This window comes from Halosimplex litoreum, assembly GCF_016065055.1.
GTDB classification, from domain to species: Archaea; Halobacteriota; Halobacteria; order Halobacteriales; family Haloarculaceae; genus Halosimplex; species Halosimplex litoreum.
Genome location: NZ_CP065856.1, coordinates 2,890,284 through 2,902,575 on the forward strand (window position 1 = coordinate 2,890,284; position 12,292 = coordinate 2,902,575).

Genomic DNA, 12,292 nt, shown 5'->3' on the forward strand with positions numbered 1-12,292 from the left:
ACATGACAGCTCGTATCGCGATCGCCGGGATCGGCGCCGTCGCGGCGATGCACGCCGAGTCGATCGCCGACATCGACGGCGCCGAACTGGTCGCCGGCTCCTGCCGAACGGCGGAGCGGGGCCGCGAGTTCGCCGCGGAATACGACTGCACCTGGTACGGCGACACCGAGACGATGCTCGACGCCGAGACCGTCGACGTGCTCTCGGTCTGTACGCCCAGCGGCGCCCACCTCCAACCCGCGCTCGTTGCGGCCGACCACGGGGTCGACGTGCTCTGCGAGAAGCCCCTGGAGATCACGACCGACCGCATCGACGAGATGGTCGCCGCCGCCGACGAGGCGGGGATCCGGCTCGGAGGTATCTTCAACCAGCGGTACAATCCAGTCGTCCGCCAGTTGCGCGAGGCCGCGAGCGACGGACGGTTCGGCGACCTCTCGGTCGCCAACGCCTACGTCCCGTGGTGGCGCGACGACGACTACTACGACGGCGCCTGGCAGGGCACAGAGGCCCTGGACGGCGGCGGCGCGCTGATGAACCAGTCCATCCACGGGATCGACGCGATCCAGTGGATCGCCAGCGCGGCCGGTGCCGGCGGGGAGTCCGATGGAAACCCCATCGAAGAGGTGTTCGCCTACACCGCTCGGCGCGCCCACGACGACGACATCGTGGAGGTCGAGGACTCGGCGGTGGCCGTCCTCCGGTATCGGGACGGCACGCTCGGGCAGGTTCTCGGTGCGACCTCGATGTATCCGGGATCGCTGAAGCGACTCCAGGTCGCCGGTCGGGGTGGCACCGCCGAGATCGAGGAGGACGAACTCGTCACCTGGCGGTTCCGCGACGAGCGCGACGAGGACGAAACAGTGCGCGCGGAGTTCGGCGAGACGGAGTCGGGCGGCGGCGCGGCCGACCCGATGAGCATCGACTACGCCAACCACCGGCACAACATCGACGACTTCCTCGACGCCCGCAGGGCGGACGAGCCGTACATGCTCGACGCGAGCGAGGCGCGCAAGGCCGTCGAGATAATCGAGGCGATCTACGAGTCGGCCGAGCGGGGCGAGCCGGTTCGGGTCGAGTGACGGCTCGACCGATCCTTTCCGCTCCTCTCCGAAAAAATACGAAACGCCGCTCGGTCAGTCGTCGCCGGCGGCCGCGGCCTGTTGCTGTTCGATGTAGTCGACGATCTCGCCGGTCTCGGCCTCGAAATCCGCCATGTCGACTTCCGAGCCGTGGAGGACCGTCGAGAAGTACCGCACGTTGGCGGCGACGTTGACGGCTTCCCCGAGTCCCTCCTCGTCGACTCCTTCCAGTCGCGCCTCTTCCTCGTGGAAGTGGATGCAGTACGGGCAGTTCATCGCCGCCGCCGCGCCGACGGCGACCAGCGCTTTCTCCCGGTTCGGCAGCGCCGTCTCGCCGAGTTCGAGGTCCCGTACGACGCCCCAGCTGTGGTCCGCCGCGGGCTCCGAGAGGTGGTCGAGCCAGCTCGGAACCTGTCCCATATACTCCTCTATCTCCGCTTTCGCCTGGTCTGTTACCATTGTGCTCACGGGCTCGCGAGCGCCCTCGCGGCGGTCTCCCCCTACCGAGCGGCGCCCGGGTGAACCCGACCGAATATCTATCACGGATCCTCATGAGTGTAGTTCGGGAGTGAGTGCCACTTCGGGCCGAAGGGTGGCCGGACGCCGCCGAATGCGGCTCGATTACTCGCCACGTGGGGGCGACCGGGCGGCGGCCGCACGCGACCGATCGCCGCCCGCTACTGGCACCCCTCTCCGCGGGCACAAGACACACCACCCCAGGCGCCGACCGGCGAGCCATGTCCGACGCCCTGCCGATCAGCGGATTCGCCGACGAGATCGCCGACGACCTGGGCGACCAGCTAGACACGCTCGAATCGCTCGACATCTCGCATCTCGACCTGCGGGGCGTCTGGAACGAAAACGCGCTGGACCTCTCCGAAGAGCGACTCGACGACCTCGAAGCGACGCTGGACGATCGGGGGTTCTCGGTCACTTCCATCGGTTCGCCGATCGGCAAGATCGGGATCGACGAGGACTTCGAACCGCATATGGAACGACTCGATCGAGCGCTCGAACTCGCCGAGCGCTTCGACGCCGACGGCGTGCGCGTGTTCTCCTACTACCTCCCCGACGGCGACGACCCGGCCGACCACCGCCGGGAGGTCCTGCGCCGGACCGAGGTCGCCGTCGAGAAGGCCGAGGACGCCGGCGTGACGCTTCTGCTGGAGAACGAGAAGGACATTTACGGCGACACGCCGGGGCGGATGCGGGACCTGCTGACGACGGTCGACTCGCCCCATCTGCGTGCGGTCTTCGACCCCGCGAACTACCTCGAAATCGGCGTCCGGCCCTACCCCGACGCGCTGCTGCAGGTCGTCGAGTACGTCGAGCAGGTCCACGTCAAGGACGCCGAGTTCGGCGACCGCGGGGCGATCCGACCCGCCGGCGAGGGCGACGGGCGCATCGGCGAGACGGTGGCCGCGTTGCGCGAGCGCGGGTTCGAGGGCGCGCTCTCACTGGAACCCCATCTGGCGTTCGCGGGCTCGGACTACGGCTACAGCGGTCCCGAGGGGTTCGAGGCCGCGGCGGAGGCGCTGAAAGGGGAGCTGGACGAGGCTGGCGTGGCGTACGAGTAACGGGAGGACCTCACCTATTTCCGTCCGCGCGACGGGCCCGAACGCATGGCGAGCGATCGCACACGCTCGGAGACGATCGGCCATCCGCTCGCGGCCGTCGACGCGTCGGACCGGCCGCTTTTCGGTGCCCTGCTCGCAGTCGCGGCGGCCGTCGCCTACGCGGTCGTGCTCGGGTTTTCCCTCGAACGTCCGGGCCCGGGAGACGCGGCCACGTTCGTCCTGTACTTCGGGGGGATCGGCGCGGGTATCACGTTCGCACGCCGGCGAGCGCCCGCGTCGGCGTGGGTCGGCGCCGTCGCGTTCGCGGTCGTGCCGTGGCTGCTGACCTGGGGAGTCGGGCTGAACCGTGCCCGGTCGGCGACCGCGCTGTCGGCGGCCGGCGCGATCGCGTTCGGCGTCTTCGTCCTGGCGCTCGGTTCGGAGTCGGTACTCTGGTGGCCCGCAGCGGTGCGGTCGCTGCTGTCGAGCCGTGACGCGCTCGCGGGCGCGGCCGTCGGTGCCGTGCTGACGCTCGCGGTCTTCGGCTCGTGGACTCCGGTGACGACCACCTACGGGTCGGTCTGGCTCCGCGGGACCTACCACGTCTTCGTCGCGACCCGCGGCCTGTTCCTCCTCGCGGCCGTAGTCGCCGTCCTGTTCGCGACGCGGAAGCGAGCGGTCGCGCCGGCGACGCTGGTCGGCGGGGTCTTTGCAGTCGCCTTCCTCGGTGACGGGCGCGGGACCGCCGTCTGGACGGCGACGCCCGACTACCTCGCGGACTTCGGCGTCGTCGTCCTCGCGCTGGCGCTCGCGGTCGGACTCCTCGAACTCGCGGTGCGCATGTTCGTCGCTCGCGTCGGCGGGTCGCGACCGGTCCTCGTCGGCCGGTGACCTCGCGTCATCCCGGAGCGCGGCGACGTTCACTTCCGCTCCGGACCCGTAGCCTTTTACCCGGGTTCGGACACACCTCCCTGTATGACAGAGGCGACGGGTATCGTCGGGGAGTTCCTCTCGCTCAAGGAGGAGACCGACGCCGACATTCTCGCGATGCAGTGCGGCGACTTCTACGAGTTCTTCGCCGAGGACGCCGAGCTCGTCGCCGACGAGCTGGACCTCAAAGTTTCGCAGAAGGGCTCGCACGGCTCGTCGTATCCCATGGCGGGCGTGCCGCTGGACGACCTGACGCCGTATCTCTCCGCGCTGGTCGAACGGGGCTACCGCGTGGCCGTCGCCGACCAGTACGAGACCGAGGACGGCCACGCCCGCGAGATCACGCGGATCGTGACGCCGGGGACCCATCTCGAAACGAGCGACGACGACGCGCGGTATCTCGCCGCCGTGGTCCGCGACGGCGGCGGCGACGGCGGGTCGAGCGGGAGCGGCGAGGCGACCTACGGCATCGCCGTCGCGGACGTGACGACGGGGCAGTTCCTCGTCACCGAGCAGTCGGGCGCCGACGCGACGAGCGCGGCGCTGACGGAGCTGTACAAGTTCGACCCCGCGGAGGTCCTTCCGGGACCGGAGATCCGCTCGGACGACGACTTCCTCGACGAGGTGCGCGAACGGACGGACGCGTCGCTGTCGCTGCACACGACGGAAGCGTTCGCGCCGGGTCGCGCCCGCCACCGCGTGCGCGAGCAGTTCGGAGCGGAGACGCTGGAGAGCGTCGGCATCGCCGATGCTGAGGCTGCGGTTCGAGCCGCGGGGGCCGTCATCGCCTACGTCGACGAGACGGGCGCCGGCGTGCTGGCGTCGATGACGCGGCTGCAGTCGTTCGACGAGTCGGCGTACGTCGACCTCGACGCGACGACCCAGCGCAACCTCGAACTCACGGAGACGATGCAGGGCGAGCGGTCGGGGTCGCTGTTCGACACGGTCGACCACACCGTCACGAGCGCGGGCGGGCGACTGCTGCGGGAGTGGCTCCAGCGCCCGCGTCGGTCGCGCGAGGAACTCGACCGGCGCCAATCAGCGGTCGCGGCGCTGGCCGAGTCGGCGATGGCCCGCGACCAACTGCGCGAGACGCTGGGCGACGCCTACGATCTGGAACGGCTGGCCTCGAAGGCCGCCTCGGGCAGCGCCGACGCCCGCGACCTCCGGGCTGTGCAGGAGACGCTCGCCTTGTTGCCCGCGGTCGGCGAACTGGTCGCCGAGACCGAGCGACTCGCCAGCTCTCCGCTGGGCGACGTGCTGGAGCGGCCGGATCGGGCGGCCGCGGCCGAGCTCGCGGCCGACCTGGACGAGGCGCTCGTCGAGGATCCGCCCGGAACCGTGACCCAGGGCGGGCTGATCCGGCAGGGCTTCGACACCGAGCTGGACGAGATCGTCGGCGACCACGAGGCCGCGCTCGACTGGATCGAGGAGTTACCCGAGCGGGAGAAGCGCAAGACCGGGATCACGCACCTCTCGGTCGACCGCAACAAGACCGACGGCTACTACATCCAGGTCGGCAAGAGCGAGACCGACCAGGTGCCCGCGGAGTACGAGCAGATCAAGACGCTCAAGAACTCCGAGCGGTACGTGATCGACGAGCTGGCCGAGAAGGAACGGGAGATCCTCCGGCTGGAGGAGCGCCGGCACGAGATGGAGCGGGAGATCTTCGAGCGACTGCGCGAGCGGGTGGCCGCGCAGGCGGAGGTCCTGCAGGAGACCGGGCGGGCGCTGGCCGAGTGCGACGCGCTGGCGAGCCTGGCCGTCCACGCCGTGCGCAACGACTGGTCCCGACCCGAACTGAGCGACGGCCGCGAGCTGTCCGTCGACCAGGGCCGCCACCCCGTCGTCGAGCAGACGACGCAGTTCGTCCCGAACGATCTGTACATGGACGACGACCGGCAGTTCCTCGTCGTGACGGGGCCGAACATGAGCGGGAAGTCGACCTACATGCGTCAGGCGGCGCTCATCACCCTGCTCGCGCAGGTCGGGAGCTTCGTGCCCGCTCGCTCGGCGCGAGTGGGGTTGGTCGACGGCATCTACACCCGCGTCGGGGCGCTCGACGAGTTAGCACAGGGCCGCTCCACTTTCATGGTCGAGATGCAGGAACTCTCTAACATCCTCCACTCGGCGACCGAGGAGTCGCTCGTAATTTTGGACGAGGTGGGTCGCGGGACCGCGACGTACGACGGGATCTCCATCGCGTGGGCGGCGAGCGAGTACATCGTCAACAACGTCGCCGCGAAGACGCTGTTCGCCACGCACTACCACGAGCTGACGGTGCTGGGCGAGGAGCTGCCGAGCGTCCAGAACGTCCACGTCGCCGCCGACGAGCGCGACGGCGACGTGACTTTCCTCCGCACCGTCGAGGACGGGCCGACCGACCGTTCCTACGGGATCCACGTCGCCGACCTCGCGGGCGTTCCGGGCCCCGTCGTCGACCGCTCGCGCGAGGTGCTCGACCGGCTCCGCGAGGAGGAGGCCATCGAAGTTCGAGGCAGCGATTCGGGCTCCACCACCCAGGCCGTCTTCGACCTGTCCAGCGGGCAGTTCGAGACCGCTGCCGGCGGCTCGGCGGGTGGCGGTGACGAAACGGCGGCCGACGCGGGGTCCGGGTCGGGCGGCGAACAGCTCGCCACCGACGGCAGCCACGCGGTCGGAGAATCGGCGGGTGGCGGCAGCGAAACGGCGACAGACGCGGGTTCGGCGCTCGATCCCGAGGTCGAGGACGTGCTCGACGAGTTGCGCGACCTCGACGTGAACGAGACGCCCCCCGTCGAGCTGATGGCGAAGGTCCAAGACTGGCAGGCGGAGCTCGACGAGGAGTGAGGCGGTCTCGGGCGACAGGGGCCCGTCCGACCCGTTCCCAGCGACTGAGAGCGCGGTCCCCGTTTTACCCCGATGTGGCCGCGACGTTCGCCTATGACCGACGCCGACGGGACGTGTACGTACTGGGCACCGGAGGAGTGCGAGGGGTCGGCTCACTGCCCGCCGCGCTGTCCGCGATTCGTCGACCGGACGGGCGAGGCCTGGGTCGTCCGGCCGGCGACGGCCGAGGACCGCGAGGCGCTCGTCGAGATGTACGACGACTTCGCGCCGGGCCACCAGGCCCAGGGGCTGCCGCCGCGCCACCGTCCTCGCCTCGAAGAGTGGGTCGACGACTGCCTCGAAGACGGGTGTAACTTCGTCGTCGTCGGCGACCAGGGACCGGTCGGCCACGCGCTGTACACGCCGACCGACGCGGCCGAGCCGGAGTTCGCCGTCTTCGTCCACCAGGCGTATCAGGACCGCGGACTCGGCACCGAGGTGAGCAGACACGTCCTCGCGGCGGCGGCCGTCGCCGACCGCGACGCGCTCACGCTCGTCGTCGAACCGGGCAACCGCGCTGCCCGCCACGTCTACGACGAGCTGGGCTTCGAGACGGAGTCAGAACCGACCTTCGAGGACGGCCGCGGGCTGGGTGCGATCCGGATGCGCCGACCGCTCGACGCGGCGTCGACGGCGGCGTTCCGACACCCGCCCGTCGTGCGGAACGGGTCGGTCGAGATCGGCGACGGTAGCGGTCCGGACCCGGCGGCGTCGGACTGACCGCTGGGGCGACGGAGCGGACGTGGCGCTCGGTGAACGGGCGTCTATGGACGGGAGGGCGTGTCAGTACAGGGGTGAGATCTCTTCTGCGCCGTCTTCGAGCAGGCGATCGAGGTTGTCCTCGCTCTCGGCCTGTCGCCGGTCGATGTTCTCACGGGCCTCGATGGCGACCCGCTGGAGGTCCTTGATCCGGGGGACCTTGTGGACCCCGGAGAACAGGACGGCGCCGGCGACGGTGTCGGAATCGGGGAGCGGGTAGTCGCCGCCGCGGACCTCCATGCTCCCGGTCTCCTCCTCCAGCCACGAGCGGCCGCGCTCGATCCCCTTCCGATTGAGGTGGGCGGGGGGTCCGCCCACGACGAGCAGCGAGCGCTCGGTCCCCGACAGATCACAGGGTAACGTGAGCCGGCCGAGCGCGGCCTTGCGGACGAGCGACGTGATGCGGTTGGTGGTGTTCGTTTCGTCGAGACCGTCGGCTCCCCCGCGGTGGTCGACCCGGGAGAACAGGCCCCCGTCGCCGCTTCGCTCGACGGACTCGGCGGCGTAGCCGACGGTGGAGACGCCGCCGCCGGCGAGCGTGTTGATGATCTCCGAGGAGTCGACGACGCTCTCGGCGACCCGGTCGTTACCGACGGTCTCGCCGGCGCCGAACAGCATGCCGAACCGGCGGACGATCTCGCGGTTGATCGCCTCGTAACCGCCGCGCATCGACTCGCCGGTCTTTCGCCAGGCGTCGTTGTCGAACACGAGGACGTTGTCCGCCTCGCGGACGAACGTCTGGAACGAGCGGGCGGCGTTGAGCGTGTAGATGCCGCCTTCGTCCTTCGCGGGGAGGACCCCGAGGCCGAACACCGGCTCCGTGTAGATGCGTTTGAGATGCTTGGCGAGCACCGGCGCGCCGCCGCTGCCGGTCCCGCCGCCGAGGCCGGCGACGATCAGGAACGCGTCGACCTCGTGGACGGAGATCCCGTCGAGGGCCGACTGGATCTCGTCGATGTCCTGTTCGGCGATCTCGGCGCCGAGTTCGTTGTCGGCGCCGACGCCGTGGCCCTTCACGCGGGCCTGACCGACGAGGACGCGGTTGTCCGTCGGCACGTGCTCCAGTCCGTGCAAGTCCGTCTTCGCGGTGTTGACCGCGACGGGGGCACTGAAGATGTCGAGCCCCGCTCGCCGCTCGTAGGCGACGAACTCGTCGACGATCTTGCCGCCCGCCTGTCCGAATCCGATGAGTGCGAGTTTCATGGTTGCTGTCTTCGGGGTCGGTCTCCTGCGGTTCCGTCGTCGCCCGTCTCGATCGCTCGTCGCCGCCGACGCCCGGTTCGCTTCGGGGGACGACCAGTCATCGTATTGTTATGGACCGGTTTCTCCGGCGGTCGCGTGCGGGACCGCTCGCGAGCGGCCGTCGCGTCCGGCCGGTGGCCGACCCGCTCACTCCCCGACGGTTCGGCGCCCGACGACCGACTCCATCGCGAGTTCGTAGACCGTCATCGCGGTGTCTTCGACGGACTCGTCGAACAGGCGAAAGGGCGGAAACCACTCGTTGAGCGTCGCGTCGTCGGCGTCGCCGTCCCACGGGCGGATCGGTCCCCGGACGTGGACGCTCCAGGAGTCGTCGGTCGTTCCCTCGTAGCGGACGAACGTCGCCCGCTCGGTCCGTTCGAGAAAGCGGACCTTCTCGGCGTCGCCGTCGTCGCTGACGCGAAGGAGCAGGCGCCCCCCGTCGTAGTGGTAGCTCAACGGCACCGCGTACGCCTCGCCGCCGTCGGCGAGGGCGACCACTCCGTGTTGGCCGGCTCGCAGGCGGTCGTCGATCTCGCTCTCGTCCATCCCCTCGGTGTAGACGTACTCCACGTGGTCCATGCCCGAACGGAGGGTGCGAGAGCGTAAGAAACCGACCCGGACCGGTATCGGCACGACGGATTCGCCACCGGCGAACTACCGGAGGCACCGACCGCTCGCGTGTGTGCGGCTCAGTTTCGGCGGAACTCGGCGCCGGTCGCCTCCTCGGGGGGTGATGCCTCGACCCAGTTGCTCTCGTCGAGGGCGATCCGCGCGGCGACGGCGGCGACCCGTCGCGCCGTTCGCTCGCGCTCGAACAGCGAGATATTCCCCAGCGAGTCGCCGACGCTCTTGCTCACCTCGCGCGTGGGAACGGACTCGTCCCCGACGACGTCCTCGAGTTCGCGCGTGAGCCGTTCGTCGAGTTCCTTCCGGGCGGGCTTGGCGAGTTCCCACCCCGCCGGTAGCAGGTCGTAGGTCACCGCGTACCCCTCGTCGTAGCGCTCGACGGCGAAGAACGGTGTCCCCTCGCGTTCGGCGCGCTCGTAGGCGGCGTCGCGTTCGTCGGCGTCCTCGTAACACGGAATCTCGGAGGGCTCGAATCCCACTGGCACGCGGTCGTCTACGCTCCCGACGAATAAAAACGTCGGGCGCTCGGCGGCGCGGGCGTGCGAGCCAGTGACTAAAGGGACTCTTTGAGCAAGCGGTACCTACTCGGTACGTGGGTGAGTCGAGTCGTGTACATGCCCCGCGAACGAACAGCGACAGCCTGTTGGCTAGCCGCACTGGTCGTCGTCGGCACCCTCGCAGCCGTGGTGCCGGCCGGTGTCGCCGCCGCAGGATCCTCCAGTCCGTCGGCAGCGCCGAACGCGTCCACCGGATCGGACGCGCTCGCGGCCGACGACCAGTCGAACAGCCCGTACGGGAACGTCGTCCCGACGACGATCGAGAAGACCGACGACGCGACGGTCGCGGGCGGTGCGGTGTTGCCCGAGAACTACAGCGTCCGCGACGTCCCGGAGACAGTCAACGGCTCGATCGTGCGCGTCGAGGACGGCCGCACGGTCTGGCAGCGGACGTTCTCGACCGTGAACACGACGACTCAGATCGCCGAGATCGAAGTCGGCCCCGACGGCGACGTGTACGCCGTCGTCTCGACGCGGCCGACGCAAGTGGAGTCGTATCCGCCCGAGACGACCACCGAGGTCGTCCACCTCACCGCCGACGGTGACCTGACCTGGCGCTACGACCTCGACACGACCGGCTACGCCGGCGTCGCGTCGGCCGGCGGGATGCTCAGCGCGACCGACCAGGGGGTCGCGGCCGTCCACGCGCTGCCCGACGGTGCGGGTGTCCGTCTGGCCGAACTGACCGGCGGTGACGCCATCTGGACCGAGACCTACGACATCAGCGCCGAGCCGACGACGCTCCGGGCGACCGACGACGGGTTCCTCGTCGCCGGGACGGCCGGCTACTCGAACCCGTGGGTGCTGCAGACCAGCGCCTCGGGTGCGGTCGAACTCAACACGACGGTCCGCGGGAGCGTCGACCAGCGCGTCGCCGGCGCGGTCCCGACCGACGACGGCGGCGTCCTCCTGGCCGGTACTCAGACCACCTTCGGCGGCGACTACAGCACGAACGCCTGGGTCAGCCGCCTCGACGACGACGGCGTCACCCGCTGGAGCCGGGTCTACGGCACCGACGCCCGCGCGAACGTCCAGGGCGTCGCCGCTCACGACGGTGGCGTCCTCCTGCTCGAACGGGGCGAGTACTCGCTGGACGGTGAGACGGCGCTGCGCCTCCGCGGCGTCGGCGGCGACGGCGCTCAGCAGTTCGTCGAATCCGCCGCGTTCACCGGTTCGGTGACCGCGACTCACCTCGGCGAGGACGTCGTCACGCTGGCCGGGGTCGAGAACGCCCTGGCCGGGAACTTCACCGTGGGCACGGCGACCGTCGACGTGCCTCGGCGCGGTGACGGTGAGTACGCCTTCGAGGCCGACCTGGGACCGACCTCCAACGAGACGGTCTACCGCGGGCAGACCCTCCGGTTCGCCGACGCGAACGCCGGCGACGAGACGTACGAACTCCTCGCCCTGCCCGGCGAGCGCGACGAGTTCGAGCCCCACGTCGTCCGCCGGATCTCCTTCGAAGACGACGAGGCCCTCCTCGAATCGGCGACGCTGCCGGCCGGGGAGTACGTGCTCCGGAACGCAGACGGCGACGCGCTCGTCCTCGACGAGGGGGACGTCGTCGACACCGGTGACCGCGAGGCCGCCGCCTTCGAACTGGCCAGTCAGGACTTCTTCCACCTCGAGACCAACCGGACGTTCGTCGACGCCGCCGCCGGCGAGAGCGGCGTCTCGATGTCGCTGCACTCCGATCGCACGAACTACGTCCTCCACGCCTCGGCGACCGACTCGAACGACGAGTCCGTCTCGGCCGACGAACTCGAAGCGGCCTTCGAGACCGTCGACGGCTTCGACGGCGTCGAGACCGTCGACGGCCGCCAGGTCGCCCGCATCGAAGTCGGCGACGACGAGGAGGTCCGACTGAACGTCTCTGCCGCCGCGCTCGACGCCGGCCTCTACGAGGTCACCGTCGCGAGCCCCGACACGCGCGACGCCGGCGCGGTCACCTCCGCTCGCGTCGTCGTCGCGCAGGACGCCGACCGCGAGATCGGCGTCTCGCTCAACCGGAGTTCGCTGACGGTCCCGGCCGACGGGACGGCCGCGGCGAACGTCACGCTCACCGGCGTCGACAACGGGATCACCGCGCTCTCGCTGTCGGCTAACCGGACCGGTGAGCCCGCCGTCCGGCCGCACCTGAACCTGCAAGTCAACGCCTCCAGCGTCTCCGTGGGCGCCGGGATCGGCAGCGACGAGGCGACCACCGAAGCGACTGCCTTCGAGGCGAGAACCGGCAACGGGTCGGTCGATATCGGCACTCTCACCGTCGGGACCGACCGATTCGGTGAGGAGACGGTCGCGACCGGCAACAACACCATCACGTTCCGCGTCGACTGGGTGGTCGACGAGGACGGCACTCCCTACACCGTCCCCGGTCCGATCACCGTCCCCTTCGAAGTCGTCGAGGCGACGAACACGACGGACGCCTCCGGTGAACCCGACGAACCCGACGAGGGCGGCGTCGTCGGCGGTGGTTCCGATTCCGGCGGGAGCTCCGACGGAGGCTCCGAGAGCGACTCCGGGAGCGGCTCCGCGGGCGACTCGGCCAGCGGCTCCAGTGAGTCCGGAACCGCAACGGCCGCCGCGGCCGACCGGTAACGAGCGGTAGTCGACGCTCGCGGTTCGACTTCTTCGGCTTCGTCTCGCCAGCGGTCGCTCTGGCTCGGCCGCAGCG

At 70.1% G+C, this 12,292-nt stretch carries 10 protein-coding genes; 6 read left to right on the forward strand and 4 right to left on the reverse strand.

The annotated features are described in order from the left end of the window. Window positions 1-2 precede the first annotated feature (2 nt). Window positions 3-1,079: a Gfo/Idh/MocA family protein gene (locus I7X12_RS14360; RefSeq protein ID WP_198060746.1), complete on the forward strand. Its 1,077-nt coding sequence runs from the start codon at window positions 3-5 to the stop codon at window positions 1,077-1,079. 54 nt (window positions 1,080-1,133) lie between these two features. Here I7X12_RS14360 and I7X12_RS14365 read toward each other — a convergent pair whose 3' ends face one another. Beyond that, complete coding sequence (locus I7X12_RS14365) at window positions 1,134-1,538, reverse strand: carboxymuconolactone decarboxylase family protein (protein WP_198060747.1); 405 nt, start codon at window positions 1,536-1,538, stop codon at window positions 1,134-1,136. Window positions 1,539-1,816: 278 nt separating this feature from the next. Here I7X12_RS14365 and I7X12_RS14370 point away from each other — a divergent pair, with 278 nt between their 5' ends. From I7X12_RS14370 to I7X12_RS14385, 4 genes are all read left to right on the forward strand, one after another. Then, window positions 1,817-2,656 carry a sugar phosphate isomerase/epimerase family protein gene (locus I7X12_RS14370; protein ID WP_198060748.1) on the forward strand — a complete coding sequence of 280 codons (840 nt, stop codon included), beginning with the start codon at window positions 1,817-1,819 and terminating at the stop codon, window positions 2,654-2,656. Window positions 2,657-2,701: 45 nt separating this feature from the next. Further along, complete coding sequence (locus I7X12_RS14375; protein ID WP_198060749.1) at window positions 2,702-3,526, forward strand: hypothetical protein; 825 nt, start codon at window positions 2,702-2,704, stop codon at window positions 3,524-3,526. An 84-nt stretch (window positions 3,527-3,610) separates the two neighbouring features. Beyond that, window positions 3,611-6,394 carry a DNA mismatch repair protein MutS gene (gene mutS / locus I7X12_RS14380; protein WP_198060750.1) on the forward strand — a complete coding sequence of 928 codons (2,784 nt, stop codon included), beginning with the start codon at window positions 3,611-3,613 and terminating at the stop codon, window positions 6,392-6,394. A 93-nt stretch (window positions 6,395-6,487) separates the two neighbouring features. Continuing rightward, a complete protein-coding gene (locus I7X12_RS14385) occupies window positions 6,488-7,153 on the forward strand; it encodes a GNAT family N-acetyltransferase (protein WP_198060751.1) in 666 nt (221 codons plus the stop codon). 63 nt (window positions 7,154-7,216) lie between these two features. On the opposite strand, the gene I7X12_RS14390 is transcribed toward I7X12_RS14385, so the two are convergent. The 3 genes from I7X12_RS14390 to I7X12_RS14400 form a co-directional block, all read right to left on the reverse strand. Next, complete coding sequence (locus I7X12_RS14390; protein WP_198060752.1) at window positions 7,217-8,395, reverse strand: tubulin/FtsZ family protein; 1,179 nt, start codon at window positions 8,393-8,395, stop codon at window positions 7,217-7,219. A 186-nt stretch (window positions 8,396-8,581) separates the two neighbouring features. After that, the gene (locus tag I7X12_RS14395; RefSeq protein ID WP_198060753.1) at window positions 8,582-9,013 is read right to left on the reverse strand and encodes a pyridoxamine 5'-phosphate oxidase family protein; all 432 of its coding nucleotides are present in this window, start codon (window positions 9,011-9,013) and stop codon (window positions 8,582-8,584) included. Window positions 9,014-9,123: 110 nt separating this feature from the next. Next, window positions 9,124-9,546 carry a hypothetical protein gene (locus tag I7X12_RS14400; RefSeq protein WP_232342851.1) on the reverse strand — a complete coding sequence of 141 codons (423 nt, stop codon included), beginning with the start codon at window positions 9,544-9,546 and terminating at the stop codon, window positions 9,124-9,126. 129 nt (window positions 9,547-9,675) lie between these two features. On the opposite strand from I7X12_RS14400, the gene I7X12_RS14405 reads away from it, so the two are divergent. Further along, complete coding sequence (locus I7X12_RS14405) at window positions 9,676-12,216, forward strand: hypothetical protein (protein WP_198060754.1); 2,541 nt, start codon at window positions 9,676-9,678, stop codon at window positions 12,214-12,216. Window positions 12,217-12,292: the final 76 nt, after the last annotated feature.